We start from the raw sequence: 26,218 nt of genomic DNA, 5'->3' as shown, positions 1-26,218 counted from the left end.
CATGGCAGGCAAAACAGTAAACGGTCTTTTTTGGAGTAGCATGGAAAGGCTTTCGGTACAGGGAGCTCAATTCGTGTTAAGTCTTTTCATCGCTCGTATCTTGTCGCCTTCCGACTATGGGCTTGTCGCCATGCTTGGTATTTTCATGGCGGTAGCTCAAACGTTCGTTGATAGTGGCTTCTCGAACGCTCTTATCCAGAAACAGGGAAGAACAGATGTAGACTATTCGACGGTATTCTTTTTCAATATATTTATCGGGATAGCCATGTACCTTCTCCTTTTCTCCACCGCTCCATTCATAGCCTCATTCTACAGCCAGCCTCAACTAGAAACCATCATAAAATTCGTAGGATTAAACTTAATCTTGACCTCATTCTGCGCCGTACAACGAGCACAACTGACCATTTCCCTCGATTTCAAAAAGCAAGCTATCATCTCATTCAGCACAGTAGCTATAAGTGGAGGAATAGGTATATGGCTGGCTTATCATGGTTATGGTGTATGGACACTGGTCATCCAAAGTTTACTCACGAATTTATTAGCTTTGATATTACTTTGGGGAAGTACCCGGTGGATTCCTCGCCTATGTTTCTCCAAAGAGTCTTTCAAGGAATTGTTCGGATTCGGATCTAAATTACTTGCCGGAGGATTGCTTCATACGATATATCTGAATCTATACTCATTGGTAATTGGTAAATATTTTTCATCCGCTGATCTGGGAAACTTCAACAGGGCTACTTCTCTTGCCCAATACGTTTCCGTTAATATAACAAGCATCATCACACGGGTCACTTATCCGATAGAATGCCAAATACAGCATGATAACGAGGAACTGCAACGAAAGTTCTTCATGTTCATCCGTATGACAGCCTTCATCATATTCCCGTTGATGATCGGCTTATGTGTACTGGCTGATCCATTAATTCGTGTTATCTTGACAGATAAGTGGGTACATACCATACCATATTTACAAATATTAAGTATCGCTTATATGTGGGACCCGATCTCACGCCTGAACTGGGATCTGCTCAACGTAAAACGGAGAAGTGATTATTCCCTGCGATCCGAGATCATAAAAAAGCTCATTGCGGTTACTATCTTAGTCATTACCATTCCATTTGGGATCACCATCATGTGCGCCGGTATCGCTGCTTATGCCTTATGTGACATCTATGTATTGACAAGATTCACTAAAAGACTTTTACCCGATGTTTACCTGCGAAAAGAGCTTAAGGCTTTATGTCCTATACTCTTGTTATCCATATCGATGGGACTAATCATATACGTTTGCGTAAGTTTTATCCCTATCTTATTATTTAAACTCATTGTCGGTATAATTATAGGTATCTGCTATTATCTAACTCTATCCTATTTGCTTAAATGGGAAGAGATAGATTTCATTCTCTCGTTGATCCTAAAAAAACATAGACAGTAGAAACACAGTATTAACCTGAATAAAAAACACATCCTATGGATATTGTATGTTGCACAGACAATAATTATGTCATACCCTGTGGTGTATTAGTAACCTCTATTTGTGTGAATAACCCGAAAGAGGAGATTACGGTACATATCTTGACAGAGGGAATATCCCCTGAAAACCAAGAGGTATTGAAAAAGGTCGTAGCCAAATATGGCCAGCAAATCCAGTTCTATACTGTAGATAAAAAGGTTTTCGCCAACTGCCCGATAAGTAGACATATCACGTTAGCGACCTATTTTAGACTTATCATGACGGATATACTTCCCAAAAGCGTTGAGAAGGTCCTTTATCTCGACTGTGATGTTGTCGTCCGCCACTCACTACGCTCATTATGGGATACAGATATAAAAAGCTATGCCGCCGGAGTAATCCCTGATATGTCAATAGATGACATACGTATCTACAACCGGCTCCAATATTCCCCATCTCTTGGCTATTTCAACGCTGGGGTATTATTGGTCAACCTAAGATATTGGCGAGAAAATAATCTTTCAGAAAGCTTTTTCGAGATAATCAACAAATACCCTGAGAGACTTAGATACCATGATCAAGATGTATTGAATATAGTATTAAAAGAGATCAAGCTAACCCTGCCCATGAAGTACAATGTACAACACGGATATTTTTTCAAGGACCCGTTGATTAGCCGAACTTACCGGGATGAAAGAGAGCAAGCTATCACTGACCCCGTTATCTTGCATTACAGCGGCAGCAAACCTTGGTTTATCGAATTTGAGCCTCCTTTCAAAAAAGATTTCGCGTTCTATTTAGACACATCCGGTTTGGACAAAAGCTTTATTAGGCATATCCCCATGAAGGCACGCATTAAGGCAAGATTCCGTTCGTTACTAGAAAAATTGGGGCTTATCGCTCCCAAGGATAGCCTATTCTAACTTACTTTTATCCACGTTCCACGTTTGTAATAATCAGTTCATGTCCCAATTATTACAAACGTGGATTATAATAGAAAAGAAAAAAATGAACATACATTTAAAAATCATCAATACGAGCTCATCCGATATTTAATGGTGATACGTATAAACCCAATCTATCAAGCCCCATTAAAGTGAACAACTTACGACTTGTCTAACCGTAGGCTTACGGCTATACCTAGTGCTAGGCTTACGGCTTGTATAGTAAATAACTTACGGTTTCAATAATAGATAACGAATCGCTAAAGCTCTCATCTGAACAGCACCAGACTCCTAGCCAATATATAAAATTGGCAGGATCAACAAGCACATTTTACCTCAATATAGGTAATGTCCTCCCCCTTTCATACGACGAAGATGAGACTAAATTGGTGAAGCCTGTTTCATCAACAAAGTTAACTAGCTGGAATGCCTAAGTAAGTTAACTTACTTTGCCGATGAAGCCAACTTACTTTATAACTACGGATATCCAAAAGAAAAAAGCCCTAAAACCACACGTTCAATATGGATGATTTCACATGATCAAATCGGTCAACTTCTCACAAAATATTTCTCCGGACATGATCATTCCAAACACTCAAACTTTCAACAACTATGCGGAATGACATATTACGGCAAACTACCGCTTACTAGTTTTCAAACGTGTGAAAAAATTAACAATATCTATTACTACATAGCACTGTTTTATGTAGTGGTGGAAGTTTTTAAATAAAAAGGATTACTAAGTATCTCTCATAGGAACTTCTTTAAATCAAAAAACTTACAAACAAGAGCTTATTTAATTTAATTTATAAATAGATAACATTATATATTTTGTAAATCATGAATATAACCGTAAATTGAAAAAACAAAAAAGGCTTATTGTTTTTTAACCTTATAATACAAAATATTATGAACAAATTTCTATTTCTAATCGTATTATCATTATTATTATCATGCAAGAATGATGAAAATAACAATAGTGATGAAATTATGCCACCAATTATTGTGACTAGCCTAAGTAGTGAAAAGCAAGTAGAAGAACCCAATATTCTATTTTCCAGCAATGATATAAAATCTTTTAATATAGCAACAGGTGAAATCACTTTCAATAATGAAGTTATCAAAGAAAATATAAGACCTAGCTCACAAAGGAATCTCTGTTTTTACTTAAATGGGGAACATTTATTCAATATAATTACTTTTACAGAAACATCTTCTATTATGTCTCATATCATCAACGATTTAGTTCTACTCCATGATATGCTAGACGGAAAAATATATCTCAAAGACGGTTATCCATCTATTGACGTTCTTGGCGAAAGTAAAAAGGAGGCTCAAGCTCTTCGAGAAAAAAATAAAGAAAAAATGACTGTTTCATGGGAACTCTTTATCAATGCATTAAAAATAGAGAATAAATTGATTGAATAAAAAATCTTCAATAACCAGTAACCTCATTCATATTATCTTCTCTGTTAGTTTAAGGTGTATATTTATAGAATAAATATACTAAAAAAATCATCAAAAACAACAAAATAAAATGAAAACTATAACTTACACTTATATATTTTTGATATCATTATTCTCTTGTTCAGAAGATATAGAGAACCATAGATTAGATTTGTCAGAAAAAGACATATCCACAAAATCAGCTACTATTGATGAGGTGAATATTCTATATTCCACAAAACCAATAGCAGATGAACCTATTACAGTTACAGGTCATACAAGTGCAATCATACGTGAGGGAATGGCCAATGCAATTATTAATATCACAGAAGAAAATAAAGATGCTTTCAAACTAGATCCTGGGCGATACGTCGTGGATTTTTATAGAGTAACAAAAAATATTACTTTACCAAACGGTGCATATGGTTTAAAACAAGCTTCACCTGATTGTGGATATGACCCTTATGAGGGTAATGGCGTTATAGGTTACAGTCCTACCCAGACTGGAAATATTTATTCAATGCAAACAAATACTACACATTTTAAGTCAAAAGATGGGGTTAGCTTGTCAAAGGAGACTTGGCGCCCTCATATGCCACAATATCTGAAGTGGGTATATGCTTGTAGATATAATCCTAATTTAATAAATAGAGTTGATGTTATAAAAAGTGACAAACATGTCGCTTTCACAACTATCGCCGGAAATTCAAACAGAAGTAAAATTTTAATTGCTTACAGAGAAGGGAATAGTCACTTAAGTTATGATGGAAAAATTATCCAACTAACAAGTTATGATTATGGCAAGACTTGGAAAGATAAAAAAGTCATTTATACACCGAGCCCTAATACAGATGCTAGAGATCCACAATTTTTAGTATTATCTGATAATACTCTAATATGTCGCTTTTTTGAAAGAACAGCAAATAAACATACAGTCAAATGTATCCGATCCAGCGATTTTGGCAACACTTATCAAAGTCCGATCACATTACCAGGTTCATCTGCTCCTAATTGGACAGGCGATGCTGCCGCTAGAGGTAATATGCTTCTTCTTAATGGTATAATCTATTCTGTCTCTTACGACTCCGTCCGTGCTTGGCTAACAAAATCTACTGATTCAGGAAATACATGGTCGTTATGTATCAGAGCTTAAAAATGGCATAAATGAAACATCTTTAGGATACGAGAATGGAAAAATATTTTGTATTGCGAGACAGGCCGCTACCGGACCTTCCGCATATGGTACAAGTAATGATATGGGAAAAACGTGGAGCTGGCAAGATATAAATATATCAGCTGATGCACCTTCATTAACCTCTTATAATAATGGCTACATTCTTACTTTTAGAAATAAAGCAAATGTTACATCTTCTGGCTATTCTTTAGATCTCGCTTTTTGGAAAAATGGCCAAATAGCTTCTACCCCTGTTACTTTATATAGTAATATGGACATGGACATAGGATATGCAGATGTACTAACCATGAATGGCTCTTTTTTAGTAAGTTGTTATATCCCCAATATAATAAGGAGTTATGAATTTTGGTATGACATACTTAAATGATCTTCTTTAAAGATTTCTGGTAAATCCTTCAAGACTTGCTCATACATTGCTTTATATCCATTCGGAGTTGGATGTATACCGTCATAAAATAAATAACCATCTCTCCATTGGGTTGGATCATTTTCTTTTGTCACAGCCTCATGCATATCTATATATTTAATATTCATACTTTTAATCCAGTCATTTATTAGTTTAACAGGCTCATAGTCACGATCCTTACGAGGAGTGACTGTGAGTAAAATAGGGATTTGTCCATTATTTCTTAAAATAGATATAGCTTGTAGCATATATTTCTTATATTCCTCAACATTAAGGTAATTATTTGTGCCTAAGGCTAAAATAACGTACTTAGTCTTATACCAAGAATTTTCTATCTTAAATCGATTAATAAATTCATCAGACATCATCTCTCCTCCTTTACCATCTATCAAACATCGTTCTTTTCCCAATACAGAAGTAAGCATCGAACTCCAACGATATTTTCGATCTATACCATTAATAAGTAACATTGTCCCCTCTACAAAAGAGTCTCCAAAAATACTCAATACAGGGTTATGAAAAGGAGCTGTTATCCATGAATCTAAGAGCTTTACTTCACCACGCCTCACCGCAAAGAAAGGTTTCCCCCACATCAAAAGTTGATAAGGATCCTTTTGCGCAGAATAAGTCCGCTTAAATTCCTTTAGTACGTTTTTGTCAGCCTCTATCTCCCTTATAAAAAAAGAAACACTATCTTCCCTTTTATCAAAACCTATCGAATATAACATATCCTTATTAAGTGTAAAGGACAAAGGAAGAGACTCATTTAAGGCAGCTTGATAATCCTTATTGGATTTATAAATATCCACTCGTTCCTTATAAATATTCATAAATCCTAAATCTTTTCCTACCGATAAATCTATATCATCTGATAATATACGAATAATTACTTCTTGGGATAGTTCATCCGTATAAACGTTTGAGATAAAAGTAAACAGACTATTTTGAACACCATCCTTTTTATCTAATATATCCGATCTTAAATTGGATATACCTTCCTTATAAAAAGGAATCGCTCCTTCAAATGTATTCATTTCATCTTTAGTACATGCCAACAAGAAGAATAAGCACATCATTTTAATAATTATTTTCATTTTCTACAATTTGATCATCTAACATACAATTTCTTTATGTACTCCTTATAAACAAGTACAGGAACAATAGAAAATACAATAGTTGTCAACACACATATACTATGTTTCTAAACACCTCATTCTCGATAAAGAAAAATCTTTTCTCACTAATCAAACTAAACACCAACATCTGGAAAAGAAACACTTCATATGAGTAATTACCCAATTTTACAAAGAAAACAGATAGTCGTGACTTCATTATATAATTATATAGTTTCACCAGCAAGAAAAACACAAATAAAGTATAAAAATAATCAACCCAATGATATCCTTTCCATTGGTTCGTAAGATATGGCATCAAATCTACAGAAGTATATATCTCTAAAATAGCCAAGAACAAGGCTATAAGAGCTAATCCACAAACCCAAACGTTCAACTTTATTTTAAACTTCAAAATAACACAGCATAAATACAAAAGAAATAAATATCGATAAAAAAGAAGTCTATAAACATTATCCGGCACATGAAATACACAGGTAAACCATTCACCCAAAGCACAAATCCCAACAAATAACACAAAAGACCTCCTAAAAGAAAGACAATTAACCAGAAAAATAACAAAAGGCAATATCAGCCAACACTGTAAATAGATCCATGGATAATAGGATCCTGGACCAAAGCCACCTTGCATATAAAGCCGCTGCCAATCTACTCCACCTTTAAGAAGATAAAAGATTGCACATTGAGAAAAAATTAAGAGAAAGAATGGGAGAAAAACACGATCTAACATCTTCTTCACATTCCTAGCAGAGAAATAACCGTTGAAACCTTTTCGCTGAAAACCACCATAAGTCAAATAAGATGACACCAATAAAAATAAAGGAACAGCCTGCCCAATGTAAGCAATTGAGTAAATAGATTCATTTGGCATATTGTGCAACAATATCACAAAGAGAATGGCAACTCCCTTCACAAAATCAATCGAATAATCCCTTTCTCTCTTATCCATATCATCTATAATTGAAAACATCATATTTCAGTTCATAACAACGGATAGAGCCCGGTTGATAACAGCAAACCAAGAAACTATTTGGTAAAGTAAGAACATCTCCGTAGCCGACATCAAAATTATCGCTTTCAAAAAGACTAGCAGGATTACTAGCCAACTTCCCATCTTTAAGAAGTACCGTATCAAAACTATATTTACCACGATTGGAGTCCTTAACATTCCGGTAAGTTAGTATAAAAGCATCCTTATAAGGAGTTAAAGAAGGAGCATGCCCTTCTATCGGTAAAAAACTCCATGTCCAAGTCACCCCCAAATCCTCACTAACTCCAATCTCAAGACGATTGTCTCCATTCTCTGACTGTTGACGACCCACAACGTACATTTTCCCATCATAATACCCCAGCGAGGCCTCATTAATACGTCCACATTCTATTTGATTTGTCCACAGACGCTCATCTAACCAAGATACAACCTCCCAACTCCTCCCAAAGTCTTCCGATTTTTCCAACCATGTAACAGCCCAACGATTATAACATACCGCATAAATTACATCATCTATTATAACCATATTCCCACGGGCTGCCGCAAATGTCTCGTCTTTTGGAAAAGGAAATAAAACAGGCGATCCATAGAAAATACCCCAATTCTCCGAACAAATGCTTTTCACAATGGATTCCGTCTCCGATCCTCTTTCAAAGAAACGGCAAAGTATACCGTTATTAGGTAATACTAAAAGCTGAGGATCCCTCACGTCATGCCCTTTAACTGGAGCAAATATAACCTTCCTGTTAACCCATGTTTTTCCTTTATCGAAACTCTCCATCTGTATTAACTTACTATCAAAACTAACGTGGCTCGAACCTTCTCTATAAACTACGATAATCTTACTTCGATCCTTATTCCCCGCAATGGCAGGAAAAGCCAAATGTAGGCTACTATCGTCAATAGACGTACTACGAAGCAAATTTGGGTTATATATTTCCTTTAGCTCATCATCACCACAAGCCATAAAAGGAAATAGAAATACCATAATAAATAAAAGTAGATGGTGTTTCATAAAGCATATATTTTAACTTTAGTTAATCATCTGATAAATACTCCCGCTTGAAAGGTTCTCCTTTTTTTATATCACATTTCACCTTTTTGCCCAATATATCCGGTAAATACTTAGGCGATAGACCATCAGAGGGTCTAACAGAACGAACATTTTCTTCTGTTACTGTATCACCAGCATACATATCTTGAGCGACAAATAAGGAACGGGCAAATTTCCTGTTATTCCTCACCTTTTCAGTTAACTCATAGGTTGGCTTTCCCAATGCCATCTCGACTTCTCTTACACATCGAACCATTTCGGAGAACTCCTCCTTATTCATAGAAAAAGCCGCATCCGGTCCACCTATACCCCGATCCAAAATAAAATGCTTCTCGAGAATTCGAGCACCCAACGCAACCGAGGCTACCGCCACCGAACTAGACATCGTATGATCTGAAAGCCCTACAGGAAGTTTGAAACGCTTTCTCATATCAGGAATCGTCCTCAAGTTCGCAAGCGCCACAGGAGCCGGATAAGAAGATGTACATTTCAATAAGGCAATCTGATCATTACCGACTCTTTTGCAAGCGGCTATCGCCCCCTCAATATCCTCATAAGTAGCTATTCCCGTTGATATTATGACTGGTTTCATCTTTGAGGCCACATACTCGATCAAAGGAATATCCGTAATCTCAAAGCTAGCGATCTTATATGCCGGAACATCCATAGCCTCCAAGAAATCCACAGATGTTTTGTCAAATGGAGATGAGAAACAAATCAGACCTTCCTCTTCCGCAATACGTTTTAATTCAGGTTGCCATTTCCAAGGAGTAAAGGCGTTCTGATATAATTTATACAATGTGGTTCCATCCCATAAAGTATCTTGCTTTATTTGAAAATAAGCATTATCACAATCTAATGTAAGAGTATCCGCCGTATAGGTTTGCAATTTGATGGCATCCGCACCAGCAGCCTTGGCTGCTTTCACGGTCTCTACGGCGATGTTGAAATCATGATTATGATTCGCAGACATTTCCGCTATAATAAATACCCGATCGGAATCTTCCCGATCAAGACCAAAATATTCGAATAAATTAGTTTCCATACACATAACAATACTTCAACGCATGTTTATTATCACTAACACAATCCTTAAAACCAGCACGAATAAACGCATATCTTGAAGCCATATTCTCGGTTTTCACATATGCGTAAATCTTACTTATTTGCCTTTCACGCTCATGGAAATGCCTCAAAGCCTTTTCCAATAAGCAAAGAGCAAGTCCAAATCCTCTGTAGTTAGCTCCGATACTTATACTAATCACCGCACTGTTATTTTCCTCAATATCGAAACGGACTTGTCCAATTAATTTCTCTTTCTCGTAAAAGACAAATAGTCTTCTTGCTCTATTCTTTAAGGTCGCATAAAACCAATTTCTATGTTCATCCAATGATATAGCATGGGTCGAAAAAGAATTTTGCCGTACCATCCGATCATTCGTAAGCTCGAACAGAGGTAGTAAGTCTTCTTCTTTAGCCAATCTCATATCCATATTCATCTCATAAAACATCCGGATTACAGCTTTCATAATCCGATGAGCCCCTTTTCCATCGATTTGACTTATCCCCCGACAAAAAATCTCCCGCCGATATTCGGAGTTCTCAAATTTTAATATAATCTTATCCAGATCATCTATATGCCAATCTTTTGTGGCATCAATAAATTCATCGACAAAGCCAATATTCTTCCACCCCGCAATATTGTTACCTTGGTTTTCAGCCACCTTAAAGATAACGGATGGCAGACCTGTTATCGCCAATTCGTTTATCGTCTGTCCAGCCGCAGAGATCGCAAGATCCGCAGCTAACATCAAATCTCTCATCACTTCAGCCTCCACATTACGGTATATAACCGTATTATCATCCGCCATCCTCTCTATTTCTGCCTTATGAGAAAATGCTGGCCCTAAGATAACGATTTTCCTCAAATTAGCATAGCAGTTCGTCAACTTCTCCAAAATTTTTGGCGTTAGATTTAAAGGATCACTTCCTCCGAAAGTTATTAGGACGGTCTTTACTTTCTCCCGGATTTCTCTATGACCACATAAGTCTTTAAATGCCTCACGTAAAATCACAAAATCTTTTCCTAACAAATAATGTTGTCCAAGATTCCGTTTATAGGGTATCAATTCCGCACCGACCGTCCCATTTATGATGATTCCCTCCGGATATTCCAAACGATTAAAATCATCTAAATAGGCAGCGACCTTTACCCGCTGTCTTATTTCGGTATAAAGTCCTTTTCCTGCCAAATAGGAATCAATAACTATTATGTCATCTTGAGATAGATACTCAAGCAAACGTTCCGTGTTCTCCAACCAATTAAAGACAAACAGAGGATAAGATTGTACTAAGTTTTTTACACTCTCATCCCCATTTACAATAAAGGTTACATTTGCGTTTCTCTCCCGAAATACTTGGGCAATAGCCGTACAACGGGAAATATGCCCATAGCCTGTGTGCGAATATCCCTCAGTTAAAATCAGAACTCTCATATCAACTCATATGAAGTAGTTTATATTTCATCTCCGCTAAAGCCCAATCTGTATCCGTATCAATATCTTGTACACGAAACTCATCCAGAACAATCGCCGTGCCATTCTCACTTAGCAATTTTTTATCTTTTAATAGAGAAGAGGTCTTTATCCAATAAAACGTACCACTATCATGATAGGCGGGGCGCAAATCTTGACTCCGGCTAAATCTATACTCTGGCCAATTCATGTTTAAATTTCCTTTTTCATCTATCGATAAAGAACGCAGTATCGGATATGAGAAAGCGACCACCGGACAGATAGAATCAAAGGTAGACATAACTAACTGATCATAAGCAGAACGAACATCCTCGGAAGAAATCAATGGGGCTGTTGGAAGCAAACAACAGATCAAGTCAAACTCATACCCTCTCCCTTTATAGGCATTGACAACCTCGACCAATACATCCGCCAATGTAGCATAGTCATTAGCATTTTCCGTAGAACGCAGAAAAGGGACAGAAGCCCCTTCTTGACGGGCTATCTCGGCGATTTCCACATCATCCGTCGAAACCATCACCTCCTCAAACAGTCCGGTACCAAGAGCGGCCTCTATTGAATATGCTATTATCGGTCTGCCCAAAAAAGGTTTTATATTTTTATGAGGAATCCGTTTACTACCTCCTCGTGCTGGTATTATTGCCAAACATTTCATTTTTTCGTTATTTTTATGATCTTAATTTAACCAAAATCTGATACAAGCTTATGCCCAAATCAGTCTGAAAATAAATAGCACGAAGCAATATACGAAGTTTCAATGGAACTTTTGTCTTGTAATAACTATTCTTCATGAAACAAGGAAATATCTCTTCCATCTCCCGCTTGATTTGATTCACATACTTTTTCTCAGGAGGATCAAACTGTGATATGGCGCCTAGAATTGAGTTTACATAAAAAAGCTCAGTAAATCGAAACTCTACTTCTTCCGGATATATCTCATAGATACCTAATCTACGCATATTATCCAAAAACATTTTAGAAGTCTTCAAACGGTCAAAAAAGCGATAGTTATTAATGCTCCGAGTCGTAGAAATATTATTACAACGATAATAATAATAAGGATGGTTATCCTTCACGATCTTTCTCGCACTCAAATATAGAGCTGTTACAATCGCATTATCTTCATAGAATAGCTCCTCAGGAAACTCTATTTTATTTCTGATAAAGACTTCCTTTTTGATTATATTAGTCCAAATCCGACATTCACCTTCAATAAAACGCTTATTTCTCTCATATTCAGGCAATGAAAACCATTCAGACTTACAGTTAATCCGTAAACGAATATCTTGTTCACTATAATACTGAAAATAGTCACCACAAACCATTTCCGCATCATGCGTAACCGCTAATGTATAGAGATTTTCATACATATCAAGAGAAACCCAATCGTCACTATCAACAAAACCAAGGAAAGGAGCCCTCGCTTTTTTTATCCCGGCATTACGGGCTCCCCCTTGTTTTATATTCCGAGGTAAATCAATAACAACAATACGATTATCCTTTGCCTCATAATCCCGAAGTATATCTAATGATTTATCTGTAGAGCAATCGTTCACACAGATAATCTCAATATTATGCAATGTCTGGGAAATCAACGAATCCAAACATTTCCCAATGTATTTTTCCACATTAAATACCGGGATAACAATGCTAACCGCAGGAATATTTTGGTCCATCTCTCTATTTGTTTTTTAAGAAAGGAATTCTTTAATCTTCGCTATTACATATTCCTGCTCTTCATCAGTCAGTGTCGGATACATTGGCAGACTCAAACAATGCTTATAATATTCCTCCATCACAGGTTGATCTCCTTCTTTATTTCCTAACTGCCTATAATAAGGGGTCAGATGCAAAGGGACATAATGAACTTGCGCATAAATATTATTCTTATGCAAATAATCATATAATCCTAATCTATCCTCCACTTGGATTATAAATAAATGATAGGCATGAAAGACCTGATCCGATACAAAAGGGAGTGAAACCCCCTTCAGATCGGAAAGACCTTCCCTATATCGCCGGGCAATCTCTTGCCGCCGTGCCAATCCCATATCGGCTCTTTTCAATTGTGATATTCCTAAAGCTGCCTGAAAATCAGTAATCCGATAATTATATCCAAGCTCCTGCATCTCATAATACCAGCCACCATGGTTCTCGCACAAAAGTGCCGGATCCTTGGTAATGCCGTGTGTACGGTATAGACAAAGTTTTTCATATAATTTCTTACTATTTGTCGTAGCCATCCCCCCCTCGCCAGTCGCAATATGTTTTACCGGATGAAACGAAAAAACACTAATATCCGCAAAGTTCCCATTGCCACATAGCTGCTTTTCACCTTTACTATCAATAAAATATCCACCCGGAGCATGACAAGCATCTTCTATAATCCATAAGCCGTACTCATCCGCCAATTGACGAAAGGCCTCCAAATTGGCTGGATAACCCGCAAAATCAACCAAAACAATTCCCTTATAAGTGCCTTTGGGAGATTGTGACAATAAACGGCTTAATTTCTTTATATCCATCAAATAGGTATCTTCCTCTACATCACAGAACACAACCTCACCTCCCCGAAAGCGAATACAATTAGCGCTAGCCGCAAAAGTCAAAGGAGTCACAATCACTTTATCACCCAGATTCACATCAAGTACCGTAGCCGCTAAATGAAGACCCGCCGTAGCATTATTAACTGCTATAGCATATTTACAGCCGACATAAGAGGCAAAAGCCTCCTCAAATTCTTTTATTTTTGGCCCTTGAGTTAAATAATCCGACTTTAAGGCATCTATTACACATTGAATATCCTCATCCGTAATATGCTGACGTCCATAAGGAATAGGTTTAGTAATCATTTTATCTCAAAATTAGGATCTACATATTTCTTTATTTTTTCCCGCATAGACTCTACAGTCTCCCATTCCGTATTCGTATCAGAACTATAATGGAATCCCTCTGGAACCTTAACCGCATTATGATGATTTACATAGTCTTCATATTTATGATTAAACGCAACAGAGGGCAAGATCGCATAATAAGGACCTAGATCTATAGTATTCATGGCATCCGTGACCGTAATCATTTCCTCATGCAATTTTTCCCCGGGGCGTATACCGACCTCCACCAATGGAAGGTTAGGCGCAATAGCCTTCGCAACATCCACTATTCGATAAGATGGAATCTTAGGAATAAAAATCTCACCTCCTAAATGATGACCGATAGCGAACATGACCAAAGCAACTCCCGCTTCTAACGAAATATTGAAACGAGTCATCTTCATATTCGTAATAGGTAACTCTACCGCACCTGAATCTCTCTTGTTAATGAAAAAAGGAATAACAGAGCCCCTTGATCCCATAACATTGCCATAACGGACCACTGAAAACTTGATATCCCGCGGACCACTAATATTATTTGCGGCAACAAACAACTTATCAGAAGTCAGCTTTGTAGCCCCATATAAATTAATCGGAGCACAAGCCTTATCCGTAGATAAAGCCACAACATGCTTTACTTTTGTACGCAAGGCTGCATTAATCACATTTTGAGCTCCATGTACATTTGTCTTTATGCATTCATCCGGATTATATTCGGCCGTATCCACTTGCTTAATAGCCGCAGCATGAATAATTACATCTATGCCTTCGCAAGCACGTTCCAAACGTTCTCCATCCCGGACGTCTCCAATAAAGAAACGTAATTGAGGATACTTTGACGCAGGGTATTTTTGCTTCAGCTCAAACTGTTTCAACTCGTCACGTGAATAAATAACAATTCTTTTCACTTGAGGATAATCACGAAGGATTGTCTCCACGAATTTTTTACCAAAAGAACCTGTTCCTCCAGTAATTAAAACAGACTTTTCATTTAACATATTACTTCTATTTATATCTATTCTATAACTCCTTCGATTGTATATAAGAAGCTACAATATCATACTCTTCAAATGGTTGTCCCATATTTTTATTAATAATACGATCCTGAAACCAAATCACTGATGTACTATTTTCATGAAAAACAGAAAGTTTATTTCCATTATCCAACAAGATTAGAATTAAAAACTCAACCATTATGTTTGATTGTACTATTTTTAATCCATATTGATACAAATCCTCTGTCTTTTTTATATGAGGATGCAATTTCACATAAACATAATCAAAATCATTTTTCTCTTTATCCAGAGCTTTCAATATGTTTACATTAATTTGATGATTAGTTAAATAAATTCCAACCGATTTATTTTTCACAGATAAAAATTCTTCATATCCCGTAGAAAAATTCAAAAACAATGGTAATTCTTCCCTTAACCTCTTAACAAAGGGCTTCTGGAATGATTTCAAAGATTTTGAATATCCTGGGAACTGAGACCTATACAAATCCGGCAAATAAAGAAACTGCCCCGTAAGAAACTTTGAAAAACCAATATGGTCACCAACACCCGTAAGCTTATTTATTATATTCTTCAAGCCTTTTGAATTATCAAAACGATCTCTTCTGTAGCTTCCGAATCCTTCTTCAAACATATACATTCGTTTAAATCGGGATAGCTTAAAAAATATTCCATAAACAAAAGAAGCATCTACCTCTACGAACAACGTATTTACTGGGTGAAAAAACAAATATAAATCCAAATGAAACAAATCTTTGAAATATAATATATCATTCCATGTATCATCAAATGTCTTAACTTGATGAAAGAACAATTCCGCATCCCTAAAATGTCCTAAAATAATTAGAACCTTTTTTGAAGATGCATTTCCATATCCAATATTTCTTACATTAAAATATTGCAATGGCTTAGAACATATATATATATCAGTATCCATTATATCACGCCAGCTTGTTTCCTTGTTTTATCGTATTCTCTTTTTAGTTCTATAAGTTGCTCTTTACAGAATAAATATACGACAGGAACCACAATTGTCAATAAAAACACGGCGAGAGCAGCATATAGTTTACGAGGGGCCACGGGTGTACTCTTCACAAATGCCTCATCAACAATCAATGCCCTATTCATACTTTTATTTAATTTCAATAATGCCTCTTCTCGTTTTTGTAATAATATCAAATAAACACCTTGAGCAATCTCTTGATCACGCTTATAATTCATGAATTCTCGTTCTTGGGTTGGAACGTTACCCATTTTATCTAAAATAGCCTTCTCCTTTGCCTTGAGATCTTTCAAGGTCAAATTCAGGCTTTCTTGCGCATTCTTGATCGTAAGGGCAACACTCTTACGCATTTGATCTAATTGCTTATCCATCACAGTAAATAAAGGGTTGTCCTCTTTCGAGTTTTGCAACATTCGCTGACGATTTACCAACAACTCATTATAAGTAGTTATGGAACCGCCTTTCTCTCCTTCTTGGACATTCATCAATACGGGTACCAAATTATACTTATTAGCAGGATTTTGCACGAAGTCTTCCATAAATCTAATAGCATGCCCTTGAGCCTCCATCTCAACAATTTTCGTTTGGATCTCTTTCATTTGATCCACATAAAATTGCACATCGGCTGTCAAGTCAGTCATTTGGTTATTTTTCTTATAGATCTCTATAGATCGTTCAGCATTAGCTAAATCCGATATTACCTTATTGATTCGCTCATCCAAAAACTGTATTGTAGCACGAGCTTCTTTATTATTTATTGAATCGGCACGATTATTATATTCAAACATTAATGCGTTTAAAACGTCAATGCCTCGTTTTTTCTCATATTCCCTCAAAGTACATTCTATAACATTTGAATTATCTGAGTAAGTCTCAATTTCTATATCCTGCGCAAAATCATCTCCAACAAAACCAGCCGGCCTCATGGTTATATAAAGTTTCATGCTTTCTCCCAATTTATGGTTGGCTCCATAACTTAGGATAAACCGATTATTACCGAATTCAACGATCGCAGGTAATGAAGAAAACTCATAAGACCGCTTCTGACTTTTTGTCTTCCCTTCGATCTTTATTTTTCCCTCACGATCTTCACGGACATAAAACTCTATTGTTTCCTCTTGAGATTTCAATGTGCTAGAATCTGCAACCATCAGAAAAGGGGTATTCACATACTGTTTATATTTCCAAGTTAACGGTTCAACATACTCTGCATTTAAACCCAATTTTGAAACAACCTCATACCATAAAGTATGAGATTTTAACACCGCTAATTCATCATCAATAACAATACCCGCACTACCTCCTCCATTCAAACCAAAAGATTTCATCAAACCTGCCGCATCTCCCAAAGACATATTTCCTGAGGACATGGAAGTATCATCTTGAACTTTAAAACGAGCCATTACTTCGTAAGTTGTCGGATAATAAATCAAATATAATACAGCTGGTATTAGAGATATAACAAAAGTGCCTAGAAATAATCTCCAGTGCCTCAGATACCCTATTAGAATAGACTTTAAACTTATAGTCTCATTTCCTATATTTGTTGAATCCATAGCTAAACAATTACTTCTTAATATTAATAATCGTGATCACCATCGAAGAAATAACAGAAATCGCACTAATTATCGAGGAGAATACAGTTATATTATACTGTTTGCTTTGACTAAATCGAGAATTACGCTGCTTTGCCAAATTAGGCTCAACATAAATAACGTCATTTTGCCTTAAATAAAAATAGGGAGATGTAAATAGCGAAGGATCAGTTATATCCATACGAACAAATTCTTTTTGCCCATCATTATCTCTTATCAGCAAAATATTCTTCCTATTGGCTGTAATCGCCAAATCTCCAACATACCCAAACGCATCTAAAATAGAGATTCGATCATTCTTTATAGTAAAAGTACCGGGACGATTTACCTCTCCCATTACCGTAATTCTATAATTTGTAATCTGCACGTTAACCAATGGGTTTTCTATGTATTTTGACAATTTACTTTGTAACTCATCACACAGTTCTTGTTTTGATAAACCTGCGACATGAATCTTCCCTAATACTGGGAAATTTATATTACCATCCGAATCAACAAGATAAGTATACATTGATTGAGAGGCAGCGATAGGTTGGTCACCTTGCTGCGCATACGCAAAAACAGGGGGATTAAATGGCGTCGTCACGGACGGATCCGGAGCTGTAACAGATATCGCCAGTAAATCATCTTTACTGATACGAGACGTATAAGTTTGATTCATTTGGCTAATCTGTTCTGGAGTCAAAGTATCTACTCCTTGCAAATACACTACGTCTTTAGGTGCGGAACAAGCCCCTAGCAACAAGACAAACAATATCACTACTGATATTAATTTAATTCTCATAATCTTTGTTTTCTTCAAATAAGATGCAAATATACAATTTTTAGTTGAACTCAAAGGCATAAAGCACCCGTAAGTCCAAAGATACTTCTATAACGATGCAATTGTCTAGATATTGCTGCATGCTAAATCAAAATTATAGTTGTTTTTACCGCTTTTTCATGATTATTGCGTAAGTTTGTGACAAAACAAAAATATATGGTTGAGATAGGAAAATATAACACGCTGAAAATAGTGAAAGACCTTGACTTCGGGGTTTATCTGGATGGAGGTAACGGGGTGGAGATCTTGTTGCCGACTCGTTACGTACCTAAAAACGTGAAGCCCGGGGATGAGGTCGAGGTGTTTATTTATCATGATAATGAAGGGAGGTTGATCGCTACTACCGCACGTCCTCTGGCAACGGTCGGGGAGTTCCAGTTCATGGAGGTAAAAGACGTGAATAATGCCGGCGCATTTCTGGAATGGGGTATCATGAAAGATTTGCTCGTTCCTTTCAAGGAGCAGAAAATGCCGATGAGAGAGGGGAAATGGTACTTGGTCTATGTCCGGCTGGATCATGTGACAGGACGTATCATGGCATCTGCACGTATCGAGAAGTTCTTGAACAATACCCCTATCGATTACGAGCAGAATCAAGAGGTTCAGTTATTGGTAGCCGACGAGACGGATCTTGGCTATAAGGTGATCATCAATAACCAGCATTGGGGATTGATCTATTATAATGAGGTATTCCAGCGTCTTGAGAAAGGCGAGCATCTGAAAGGCTATATAAAAGAGGTACGTGAGGATGATAAGATAGATGTGAGCCTAACGCCGCAAGGCTACCAAAAGGTAGAGGGGATCGCCGGCGTCATTCTGGAAGCGATGAAAACACAAGGGGGATACATCCCGGTACACGACAAGAGCGATCCGGACGTGATCTATTCCTTATTCCGCTGTAGCAAGAAAGCTTTCAAACAAGCGATCGGGGCACTCTATAAGCAACATCTTATCACGCTGGAAGATGGCGGGATACGGCTCGTAAACGAGAAGTGACCCATTTATATAAAAAAGTCAATGGAATCCGTTACAGAATCCATTGACTTTTCTTTATAAATCCATTGAGTTAGCGAACGGATTCCATTGACTTTCTAATCCAACTTCAATACGGCCAGGAACGCTTTTTGCGGAACTTCTACCGTACCGATCTGCTTCATTCGTTTCTTTCCCTCTTTCTGTTTTTCCAGCAATTTACGCTTACGGGAGATATCGCCTCCATAACACTTCGCCGTCACGTCTTTACGGACAGCCTTGATCGTCTCACGAGCGATGATCTTTGCGCCTATCGCCGCTTGGATAGCGATATCGAATTGCTGGCGAGGGATCAACTCTTTCAGTTTCTCGCACATACGACGTCCGAAAGTAACGCTATTATCCACGTGCGTCAATGTAGACAAAGCGTCTACCGGCTCACCGTTCAACAGGATATCTAATTTAGCCAACTTACTGGGACGGAAATCATGTAAATGGTAATCGAAAGAAGCGTACCCTTTTGAAATACTCTTCAACTTATCATAAAAGTCGATTACGATCTCGCCCAACGGCAAGTCATAATGAATCTCGACACGATCACCAGAAATATATTCTTGCTTAAGCAGGACGCCACGCTTACCCAGACAGAGTGTCATGATCGGGCCGATATAGGTAGTGTTCGTGATCACGGAAGCACGGATAAACGGCTCGTCGATATGATCAATCAAGGTCGGGTCCGGCAAGCCTCCCGGATTATGTACCTCGATCTCCTCCCCTTTCTTTGTATGCACGATATAAGAAACGTTCGGTACAGTGGTTATCACATCCATATTGAACTCACGATCCAAACGCTCCTGAACAATCTCCATATGCAACAAGCCCAAGAAACCGCAACGGAACCCAAAACCCAGCGCGGCGGAACTCTCCGGCTGGAAAGTCAAGGAAGCGTCGTTCAACTGTAATTTCTCCAATGACGCACGAAGGTTCTCGAAATCCTCGCTATCGATTGGATAGACACCGGCGAAGACCATCGGCTTCACCTCCTCAAAACCGGCGATCGCGTCTTTAGCCGGGCGAGACACATGAGTGATCGTATCACCGACACGCACCTCCCGGGACGTCTTGATACCGGAAATGATATATCCTACGTCTCCCGTCCGTATCTCCTCACGGGGGCACATATCTAATTTCAATATACCTACCTCGTCGGCGTCATACTCTTTTCCTGTAGCGATAAACTTCACATGGTCACCTTTACGGATCACGCCGTTTACCACCTTGAAGTAAGCGATAATACCACGGAACGGATTAAAGACGGAGTCAAAAATCAAACACTGCAACGGGGCCTCCGGATCACCTTTCGGAGCCGGGACCTTCTCCACGATCGTATTCAAGATCTCGGTCACTCCCTCGCCTGTCTTTCCGCTCGCTCGTAAGATATCCTCGCGAGGGCAGCCCAACAGTTCCACGATCTGGTCTTCGACCTCCTCCGGCATGGCGCTAGGCAAGTCGATCTTGTTCATCACCGGAATAATCTCTAAGTCATTCTCTATCGCCATATACAGGTTAGAGATGGTTTGCGCCTGAATACCTTGGGCCGCGTCCACGATCAGCAACGCACCCTCGCAGGCGGCGATAGAGCGGGAAACCTCATACGAGAAGTCCACGTGCCCCGGAGTATCGATCAGGTTCAGTATATATTCTTCACCCTTATAATTATACTTCATCTGGATCGCATGGCTCTTGATCGTAATACCACGCTCACGCTCTAAATCCATGTCGTCAAGGACTTGAGCTTGCATGTCTTTACCTTCTACTGTCTTGGTATACTCAAGCAAACGGTCTGCCAAGGTACTTTTCCCATGGTCAATATGAGCAATAATACAGAAATTGCGGATATTCTTCATCTGCTAAATTTATTTTTAGGTACGCGAAGATAGGAAATTTAGCCTAAATACTATACTTTTGGCATACCATTTGTTGTTAATAGTATATGACAATACAAGAAATAAATAAAGCATACAACCGAATTATCGGTTCATTAGACGAAAAGGAGCTAAAGAATGCGTTCGATTTTCTCCAAGGTTTAATAGCGGGAATACGTGAGTACTCATTCCAAGACAGGTTGAACGAGCTACAAGATACTTATAAATATATGTTGCGATACCGGATCGAGGGGGCTAAAGATCCGATGCAAGACCAGATATACAACAACTTGATCGCATCCAGCTATGAGTTCGCGGATATAGTGAAGCACAAGGCCTTATCGGTAGATTCGCCTCTCTCCTATTATAGCCGTAGGCGAATGATGCAAAAGGAGCTTACCAACTATGACCAGCTCCACAAGGTCTTGAGAAACGCCTCTCTGGTGAAGATAGAGACTCCGACCGGAACCATCACGGAGCAGCAGCAAATCGAATCCGCCACGATCCTATTATTCAATAAGATCTGGACCTCGAATCCTCTCAATAAGGAAGAAATAGCCTCCATCAGGAACCTATTGAATGACCAAGAGTTGCCTTTTATCATCGGTAGCCAAATCGTATCGGCATTAATGTTGGGATTGCAAGTCGCTTTCGATAAGGAGAAACTGCTATTATTATTCGATGCGGCCAATATCCAAGAAGACGAGATTCGTTACCGCGCGTTGATCGGGATTCTCCTGACGCTCTATACCTATAGGAAACGTACGGCGCTATATCCGCAGATAGCGGATCGACTAGCGGCTTTATCCGAGGGATTTCCTAATTTCACGAAAGCGATCCGAACGATTACCCTTCGTTTTATCCTAGCCCGTGAGACAGAGAAGATCACCCGTAAGCTACAAGACGAGATCATTCCGGAGATGATCAAGCTAGGCCCTAAAATCAGTCAAAAGATAAACTTAAAGGATATCAATCCGGAACTTCTCGGAAACGAGATGAATCCGGAGTGGCAGAATATGTTATCGAACAGTTCCTTAGGGAAGAAAATGGAGGAGTTCAGCGAACTGCAACAAGAAGGCGCGGACGTAATGCACTCTACTTTCGTGCACCTAAAGCATTTCCCCTTTTTCCGGGAACTGGGTAACTGGTTCATGCCATTCACGACCGAGCATTCCGCTTTTGGCAATCAGTTGAGCAAGAATCAAACGGAAAAGGACATGCTAGATTCCATGACTCTTGCGGCATTCATGTGTAATTCCGATAAATACTCCTTATATTTCAGTATGATGCAATTGCCGGATCAAGCCCGTCAAATGATGATGGGACAATTTGGCAGCCAAGCCTCCGAGATGATTCAGCAAACGAAGGAGGAATTGATCAGTAAACGGGGAAAACTGGAAATCATATCCGGACAGTACATACAGGACTTGTATCGTTTCTTCAAACTTTATCCGGGACATCTGGATTTTGATGACATATTTACATCTGCGCTAGACTTTCATAACCTGCCAATTTTGCAGCCTTACGTCAGTGATGAGGAAAGTTTGACAACTATAGCGGAGTATTATCTCCGGAAGAATTACTTCCTCGATGCGCTCACGATCTACAATCGCTTATCCGATGCAAATCAAGAAAGTGATATCTTATTCCAGAAAATCGGTTACTGCAAACAAATGAATGGCGATATACAAGGCGCCTTGGAGGCTTATTTACATGCGGATCTTATCAATCCGGACAGTAAATGGGTTATTCGCCGGATCGCCGGTTGTTACCGTACCTTAAAGCAACCGGAAGAAGCGTTGAAATACTATCATCGTTACGAGGCTTTCAATCCGGATGATTTATCGATCCAAATATGTATCGGCCACTGCCATCTTGAACTCAAGAATTATAATGAGGCGCTGAAATATTATTTCAAGGTAGATTATCTGGACAATAAAAGCACGAAGGCTTGGCGTCCGATCGCTTGGTGTTCTTTCTTGACCGGTAAATACGATCAGGCCCGTAATTATTACAAAAAGATCATGGATAATCAACCCAACACCCAAGATTTCTTGAATGCGGGACATACGGAATGGGCATTACAGAATATAAAGGGAGCGCTTGCTTTTTATAAAAAAGCCGTGGAGAAAGAGTCCGGTGATTTCTCGAAGTTCCAAGAGCAGTTCAATCAAGATATCCCCGATCTTCTTGTAGCGGGAATCGAGGAGGCGGAAGTGCCGTTGATGATGGATCAACTCCGGTATTCCTTGAGCGATATATTCTAACTAGTCATCCAACAATTTGAGAAGACAAGAAAAAATATCGTATGAAAGAGATGATACTAAAGACAAAGCGACTCCTATTAAGGGAATTAAAACAAGATGATTTTGATGATATCTGTAAGCTTTTACAAGATCCGATTGTAATGTACGCTTACGAAGGAGCGTTCAGTAAAAAAGAGGTACAAGAATGGCTTGATAAGCAATTAAGGAGGTATCAAAACGATGGCTTTGGCTTATGGGGGATGATAGAGAAAGGCAGCGGAGAGCTTATCGGTCAGTGTGGTCTCACCTATCAAGAATTCAACGGTCAACAGGTTCCAGAGATCGGTTATTTGCTTAGGGCGGAATACTGGCATAAAGGTTATGCTACCGAGGCCGCCATAGCTTGTAAGGAATACGCCTTCAATATCCTTAACTTCGACAAAGTATACTCCATCATACGGGACACAAATATCCCCTCTCAAAAAGTAGCACTAAGAAACGATATGAGGGAAATCGCAAATTTCATAAAACATTATCGCAATATCGATATGCTTCATTTAGTATTCTGCGTGGATAAGTCATAGTTATCAAGCGGAAAGACTGGGATTCGAACCCAGGGAGCGGTTACCCGCTCACCGCATTTCGAGTGCGGCCCGTTCGACCACTCCGGCATCTTTCCTTGTGGTTGACGTGTACAAAAGTACATAAAATATAGTATCGTTATTCTCTTGAAAGGCTAAAATTACTTTATCAAATACAAAAAAGGGCATTCTTCACAGAACGCCCCTCTTTAAAACATATAACTAATACCTCTAAATTACTTGAAATAACGATTATATAAACCTTCAAATCCTTTGCCATGACGTGCCTCGTCTTTGCACATCTCATGTACGGTATCATGGATTGCGTCCAAATTCTGTTGTTTAGCCAATGTAGCGATACGTTTCTTGTCCTCGCATGCGCCAGCCTCAGCTTCCATACGCTTTTTCAAGTTAGTCTTCGTATCCCAAACTACGTCGCCAAGAAGCTCTGCGAACTTAGCAGCGTGCTCAGCCTCTTCCCAAGCGTAACGCTTGAATGCCTCAGCTACCTCAGGATAACCCTCACGGTCTGCTTGACGGCTCATGGCCAAATACATACCAACTTCGGTACATTCTCCCATAAAGTGAGCGTTCAGACCTTCCAAAATCACTGGGTCTACACCTTTAGCAACACCTAGTACATGTTCGTCAACGAACTGCAACGCACCTTCTGTCTCTACTAATTCCTTAAATTTGCTTTTCGGTTGTTTACATTGAGGGCAGAACTCAGGAGCCTCATCACCTTCGTGTACATAACCACATACTGTGCAAATCCATTTCTTTTTCATATATCGCAAAATTTTTATTGGTTGTATGGCACAAAATTAACTAAACTATCCGATACTACCATAATTCATCGATAGATTAATTCTATGTGTTAATCGATAAAAACTATGGAACTTATTTTTGACAGCGATTGTTTACTAAGTAAATATTTATTTATATGGATACATCAAAGATTATTAGTTTATTAGGAGACAAAAGTGATTATTATTTAAATCACGTATGTAAGACTATTGATAAATCGCTGCTTCATCTTCCATCACCCACTTGCGTGGACGATGTGTGGGGCAATTCAGATAGAAACATACAGACTCTCAATAGTCTGCAAACCTTGTTGGGGCACGGAAGATTAGCTAACACCGGATATGTTTCTATCCTCCCGGTAGATCAAGATATCGAGCATACCGCAGGGTCTTCCTTCGCTCCAAACCCCATTTATTTCGATCCGGAGAATATCGTAAAATTAGCGATCGAGGGTGGTTGCAACGCAGTCGCTTCTACGTTCGGCATACTAGGGTCAGTCGCACGAAAATATGCTCATAAGATTCCATTCTTGGTAAAACTAAATCATAATGAGCTTCTTACTTATCCGAATTCTTACAATCAAATCGTATTCGGTACGGTGAAGGAAGCATGGAATATGGGCGCCGTAGCTGTAGGGGCCACGATCTATTTCGGATCAGAGCAAAGCCGACGTCAGCTAGTCGAGATTGCCGACGCATTCGAGTATGCCCATGAACTAGGTATGGCGACCGTATTATGGTGCTATTTACGAAACAGCTCTTTTAAAAAGGATGGCATCGACTATTCCGCGGCAGCCGATTTGACCGGACAGGCTAATCACCTTGGTGTCACGATCAAGGCCGATATCATCAAGCAGAAGCTACCGGAGAACAACGGAGGTTTCACCGCTATCAATTTCGGGAAGATCGATCAAAAGATGTACACAGAGTTAACGACAGAACATCCGATCGACCTCTGCCGTTACCAAGTAGCCAATAATTATATGGGACGTGTCGGGCTTATCAACTCCGGCGGGGAATCTCATGGCGCCTCAGATCTTAAAGACGCTGTCGTCACTGCTGTCATAAACAAACGTGCGGGTGGCATGGGGCTGATTAGCGGAAGAAAGGCGTTCCAACGTCCGATGAAAGACGGCGTGGAGTTACTTCATTCAATTCAAGATATTTATTTGGATAAGGATATTACTATCGCTTAGTTTGTTATTGCGTTGAGAAAAGAAGGCCG

At 38.7% G+C, this 26,218-nt stretch carries 23 protein-coding genes and 1 tRNA gene; 9 read left to right on the top strand and 15 right to left on the bottom strand.

The window, feature by feature from the left end; all coding sequences use genetic code 11:
* The first annotated feature begins 1 nt into the window (after position 1).
* From HMPREF0999_RS19910 to HMPREF0999_RS22550, 5 genes are all read left to right on the top strand, one after another.
* Positions 2–1,435: a lipopolysaccharide biosynthesis protein gene (locus HMPREF0999_RS19910; protein WP_009276757.1), complete on the top strand. Its 1,434-nt coding sequence runs from the start codon at positions 2–4 to the stop codon at positions 1,433–1,435.
* A gap of 35 nt (positions 1,436–1,470) precedes the next feature.
* Positions 1,471–2,376 carry a glycosyltransferase family 8 protein gene (locus HMPREF0999_RS19905; protein WP_009276756.1) on the top strand — a complete coding sequence of 302 codons (906 nt, stop codon included), beginning with the start codon at positions 1,471–1,473 and terminating at the stop codon, positions 2,374–2,376.
* Positions 2,377–3,306: 930 nt separating this feature from the next.
* Positions 3,307–3,825 (top strand): hypothetical protein, encoded by a 519-nt coding sequence (locus HMPREF0999_RS19895; protein ID WP_009276755.1) that lies wholly within the window; start codon positions 3,307–3,309, stop codon positions 3,823–3,825.
* 109 nt (positions 3,826–3,934) lie between these two features.
* Positions 3,935–4,996, top strand: coding sequence for a sialidase family protein (locus HMPREF0999_RS19890; RefSeq protein ID WP_009276754.1), 1,062 nt, complete (start codon positions 3,935–3,937; stop codon positions 4,994–4,996).
* Positions 4,997–5,099: 103 nt separating this feature from the next.
* Positions 5,100–5,405 carry a hypothetical protein gene (locus HMPREF0999_RS22550; protein ID WP_029257218.1) on the top strand — a complete coding sequence of 102 codons (306 nt, stop codon included), beginning with the start codon at positions 5,100–5,102 and terminating at the stop codon, positions 5,403–5,405.
* Here HMPREF0999_RS22550 and HMPREF0999_RS19885 read toward each other — a convergent pair.
* The 12 genes from HMPREF0999_RS19885 to HMPREF0999_RS19830 all read right to left on the bottom strand — a co-directional run bounded on the left by HMPREF0999_RS19885 (position 5,375) and on the right by HMPREF0999_RS19830 (position 18,424).
* Positions 5,375–6,538: an SGNH/GDSL hydrolase family protein gene (locus tag HMPREF0999_RS19885; protein ID WP_010184356.1), complete on the bottom strand. Its 1,164-nt coding sequence runs from the start codon at positions 6,536–6,538 to the stop codon at positions 5,375–5,377. The genes HMPREF0999_RS22550 and HMPREF0999_RS19885 overlap by 31 nt on opposite strands.
* Positions 6,539–6,623: 85 nt before the next feature.
* Complete coding sequence (locus HMPREF0999_RS19880) at positions 6,624–7,526, bottom strand: acyltransferase family protein (RefSeq protein ID WP_009276752.1); 903 nt, start codon at positions 7,524–7,526, stop codon at positions 6,624–6,626.
* 1 nt (position 7,527) lies between these two features.
* Positions 7,528–8,583 carry a sialidase family protein gene (locus HMPREF0999_RS19875; protein ID WP_009276751.1) on the bottom strand — a complete coding sequence of 352 codons (1,056 nt, stop codon included), beginning with the start codon at positions 8,581–8,583 and terminating at the stop codon, positions 7,528–7,530.
* A gap of 22 nt (positions 8,584–8,605) precedes the next feature.
* Positions 8,606–9,667: a pseudaminic acid synthase gene (pseI, locus tag HMPREF0999_RS19870; protein WP_275955221.1), complete on the bottom strand. Its 1,062-nt coding sequence runs from the start codon at positions 9,665–9,667 to the stop codon at positions 8,606–8,608.
* The gene (locus HMPREF0999_RS19865; RefSeq protein ID WP_009276750.1) at positions 9,657–11,117 is read right to left on the bottom strand and encodes a bifunctional UDP-2,4-diacetamido-2,4,6-trideoxy-beta-L-altropyranose hydrolase/GNAT family N-acetyltransferase; all 1,461 of its coding nucleotides are present in this window, start codon (positions 11,115–11,117) and stop codon (positions 9,657–9,659) included. Before HMPREF0999_RS19865 ends, pseI begins: the two co-directional genes overlap by 11 nt.
* A 1-nt stretch (position 11,118) precedes the next feature.
* Entirely contained in the window at positions 11,119–11,811 is a 693-nt protein-coding gene (gene pseF, locus HMPREF0999_RS19860; protein WP_009276749.1) for a pseudaminic acid cytidylyltransferase, read from the bottom strand.
* Between the two features lie 13 nt (positions 11,812–11,824).
* A complete protein-coding gene (locus tag HMPREF0999_RS19855) occupies positions 11,825–12,832 on the bottom strand; it encodes a glycosyltransferase family 2 protein (protein WP_009276748.1) in 1,008 nt (335 codons plus the stop codon).
* 15 nt (positions 12,833–12,847) lie between these two features.
* A complete protein-coding gene (gene pseC / locus HMPREF0999_RS19850) occupies positions 12,848–14,008 on the bottom strand; it encodes a UDP-4-amino-4,6-dideoxy-N-acetyl-beta-L-altrosamine transaminase (RefSeq protein WP_009276747.1) in 1,161 nt (386 codons plus the stop codon).
* A complete protein-coding gene (gene pseB, locus HMPREF0999_RS19845) occupies positions 14,005–15,027 on the bottom strand; it encodes a UDP-N-acetylglucosamine 4,6-dehydratase (inverting) (protein ID WP_005868112.1) in 1,023 nt (340 codons plus the stop codon). The genes pseC and pseB overlap by 4 nt, the downstream gene beginning before the upstream one ends.
* A gap of 22 nt (positions 15,028–15,049) precedes the next feature.
* Complete coding sequence (locus HMPREF0999_RS19840; RefSeq protein WP_005856106.1) at positions 15,050–15,979, bottom strand: hypothetical protein; 930 nt, start codon at positions 15,977–15,979, stop codon at positions 15,050–15,052.
* Positions 15,979–17,601: a GumC family protein gene (locus HMPREF0999_RS19835; RefSeq protein WP_009276746.1), complete on the bottom strand. Its 1,623-nt coding sequence runs from the start codon at positions 17,599–17,601 to the stop codon at positions 15,979–15,981. Before HMPREF0999_RS19835 ends, HMPREF0999_RS19840 begins: the two co-directional genes overlap by 1 nt.
* Before the next feature lie 10 nt (positions 17,602–17,611).
* Positions 17,612–18,424, bottom strand: coding sequence for a polysaccharide biosynthesis/export family protein (locus HMPREF0999_RS19830; RefSeq protein WP_008778266.1), 813 nt, complete (start codon positions 18,422–18,424; stop codon positions 17,612–17,614).
* A 195-nt stretch (positions 18,425–18,619) separates the two neighbouring features.
* Here HMPREF0999_RS19830 and HMPREF0999_RS19825 point away from each other — a divergent pair, with 195 nt between their 5' ends.
* Positions 18,620–19,459 carry a S1 RNA-binding domain-containing protein gene (locus tag HMPREF0999_RS19825; protein WP_005856099.1) on the top strand — a complete coding sequence of 280 codons (840 nt, stop codon included), beginning with the start codon at positions 18,620–18,622 and terminating at the stop codon, positions 19,457–19,459.
* A 95-nt stretch (positions 19,460–19,554) separates the two neighbouring features.
* On the opposite strand, the gene lepA is transcribed toward HMPREF0999_RS19825, so the two are convergent.
* Positions 19,555–21,342 (bottom strand): translation elongation factor 4, encoded by a 1,788-nt coding sequence (lepA, locus tag HMPREF0999_RS19820; protein ID WP_005856098.1) that lies wholly within the window; start codon positions 21,340–21,342, stop codon positions 19,555–19,557.
* 86 nt (positions 21,343–21,428) lie between these two features.
* Between lepA and HMPREF0999_RS19815 the strand changes: the two genes are divergently transcribed.
* Positions 21,429–23,627: a tetratricopeptide repeat protein gene (locus tag HMPREF0999_RS19815; protein WP_009276745.1), complete on the top strand. Its 2,199-nt coding sequence runs from the start codon at positions 21,429–21,431 to the stop codon at positions 23,625–23,627.
* A gap of 41 nt (positions 23,628–23,668) precedes the next feature.
* Positions 23,669–24,190: a GNAT family N-acetyltransferase gene (locus tag HMPREF0999_RS19810; protein WP_005856094.1), complete on the top strand. Its 522-nt coding sequence runs from the start codon at positions 23,669–23,671 to the stop codon at positions 24,188–24,190.
* Positions 24,191–24,198: 8 nt separating this feature from the next.
* Here the strand turns inward: HMPREF0999_RS19810 and HMPREF0999_RS19805 are convergent.
* Positions 24,199–24,285: transfer RNA gene (locus HMPREF0999_RS19805), tRNA-Ser, on the bottom strand.
* Between the two features lie 138 nt (positions 24,286–24,423).
* A complete protein-coding gene (locus HMPREF0999_RS19800) occupies positions 24,424–24,975 on the bottom strand; it encodes an NADH peroxidase (protein ID WP_005856013.1) in 552 nt (183 codons plus the stop codon).
* A gap of 155 nt (positions 24,976–25,130) precedes the next feature.
* Here HMPREF0999_RS19800 and HMPREF0999_RS19795 point away from each other — a divergent pair, with 155 nt between their 5' ends.
* The gene (locus HMPREF0999_RS19795) at positions 25,131–26,189 is read left to right on the top strand and encodes a class I fructose-bisphosphate aldolase (RefSeq protein ID WP_005856012.1); all 1,059 of its coding nucleotides are present in this window, start codon (positions 25,131–25,133) and stop codon (positions 26,187–26,189) included.
* Positions 26,190–26,218: the final 29 nt, after the last annotated feature.

The organism is Parabacteroides sp. D25 (assembly GCF_000307475.1).
Classification (GTDB): domain Bacteria; phylum Bacteroidota; class Bacteroidia; order Bacteroidales; family Tannerellaceae; genus Parabacteroides; species Parabacteroides distasonis.
The sequence above is the reverse complement of the archived record's forward strand: the minus strand, read 5'-3'. Positions and strand labels throughout refer to the sequence as shown.

Excerpts from the sequence above, each read along its gene's own strand:
- HMPREF0999_RS19880 (WP_009276752.1), bottom strand. The coding sequence starts at position 7,526 with ATGGATAAGAGAGAAAGGGATTATTCGATTGATTTTGTGAAGGGAGTT.
- HMPREF0999_RS19825 (WP_005856099.1), top strand. The coding sequence starts at position 18,620 with ATGGTTGAGATAGGAAAATATAACACGCTGAAAATAGTGAAAGACCTT.
- HMPREF0999_RS19840 (WP_005856106.1), bottom strand. The coding sequence starts at position 15,979 with ATGGATACTGATATATATATATGTTCTAAGCCATTGCAATATTTTAAT.
- pseF (WP_009276749.1), bottom strand. The coding sequence starts at position 11,811 with ATGAAATGTTTGGCAATAATACCAGCACGAGGAGGTAGTAAACGGATT.
- HMPREF0999_RS19910 (WP_009276757.1), top strand. The coding sequence starts at position 2 with ATGGCAGGCAAAACAGTAAACGGTCTTTTTTGGAGTAGCATGGAAAGG.
- HMPREF0999_RS19895 (WP_009276755.1), top strand. The coding sequence starts at position 3,307 with ATGAACAAATTTCTATTTCTAATCGTATTATCATTATTATTATCATGC.
- HMPREF0999_RS19885 (WP_010184356.1), bottom strand. The coding sequence starts at position 6,538 with ATGAAAATAATTATTAAAATGATGTGCTTATTCTTCTTGTTGGCATGT.
- HMPREF0999_RS19795 (WP_005856012.1), top strand. The coding sequence starts at position 25,131 with ATGGATACATCAAAGATTATTAGTTTATTAGGAGACAAAAGTGATTAT.
- HMPREF0999_RS19855 (WP_009276748.1), bottom strand. The coding sequence starts at position 12,832 with ATGGACCAAAATATTCCTGCGGTTAGCATTGTTATCCCGGTATTTAAT.
- HMPREF0999_RS19875 (WP_009276751.1), bottom strand. The coding sequence starts at position 8,583 with ATGAAACACCATCTACTTTTATTTATTATGGTATTTCTATTTCCTTTT.
- lepA (WP_005856098.1), bottom strand. The coding sequence starts at position 21,342 with ATGAAGAATATCCGCAATTTCTGTATTATTGCTCATATTGACCATGGG.
- pseI (WP_275955221.1), bottom strand. The coding sequence starts at position 9,667 with ATGGAAACTAATTTATTCGAATATTTTGGTCTTGATCGGGAAGATTCC.
- HMPREF0999_RS19800 (WP_005856013.1), bottom strand. The coding sequence starts at position 24,975 with ATGAAAAAGAAATGGATTTGCACAGTATGTGGTTATGTACACGAAGGT.
- HMPREF0999_RS19865 (WP_009276750.1), bottom strand. The coding sequence starts at position 11,117 with ATGAGAGTTCTGATTTTAACTGAGGGATATTCGCACACAGGCTATGGG.
- HMPREF0999_RS19890 (WP_009276754.1), top strand. The coding sequence starts at position 3,935 with ATGAAAACTATAACTTACACTTATATATTTTTGATATCATTATTCTCT.
- HMPREF0999_RS19835 (WP_009276746.1), bottom strand. The coding sequence starts at position 17,601 with ATGGATTCAACAAATATAGGAAATGAGACTATAAGTTTAAAGTCTATT.
- HMPREF0999_RS19815 (WP_009276745.1), top strand. The coding sequence starts at position 21,429 with ATGACAATACAAGAAATAAATAAAGCATACAACCGAATTATCGGTTCA.
- HMPREF0999_RS19810 (WP_005856094.1), top strand. The coding sequence starts at position 23,669 with ATGAAAGAGATGATACTAAAGACAAAGCGACTCCTATTAAGGGAATTA.
- HMPREF0999_RS19830 (WP_008778266.1), bottom strand. The coding sequence starts at position 18,424 with ATGAGAATTAAATTAATATCAGTAGTGATATTGTTTGTCTTGTTGCTA.
- HMPREF0999_RS22550 (WP_029257218.1), top strand. The coding sequence starts at position 5,100 with ATGGGAAAAACGTGGAGCTGGCAAGATATAAATATATCAGCTGATGCA.
- HMPREF0999_RS19905 (WP_009276756.1), top strand. The coding sequence starts at position 1,471 with ATGGATATTGTATGTTGCACAGACAATAATTATGTCATACCCTGTGGT.
- pseB (WP_005868112.1), bottom strand. The coding sequence starts at position 15,027 with ATGTTAAATGAAAAGTCTGTTTTAATTACTGGAGGAACAGGTTCTTTT.
- pseC (WP_009276747.1), bottom strand. The coding sequence starts at position 14,008 with ATGATTACTAAACCTATTCCTTATGGACGTCAGCATATTACGGATGAG.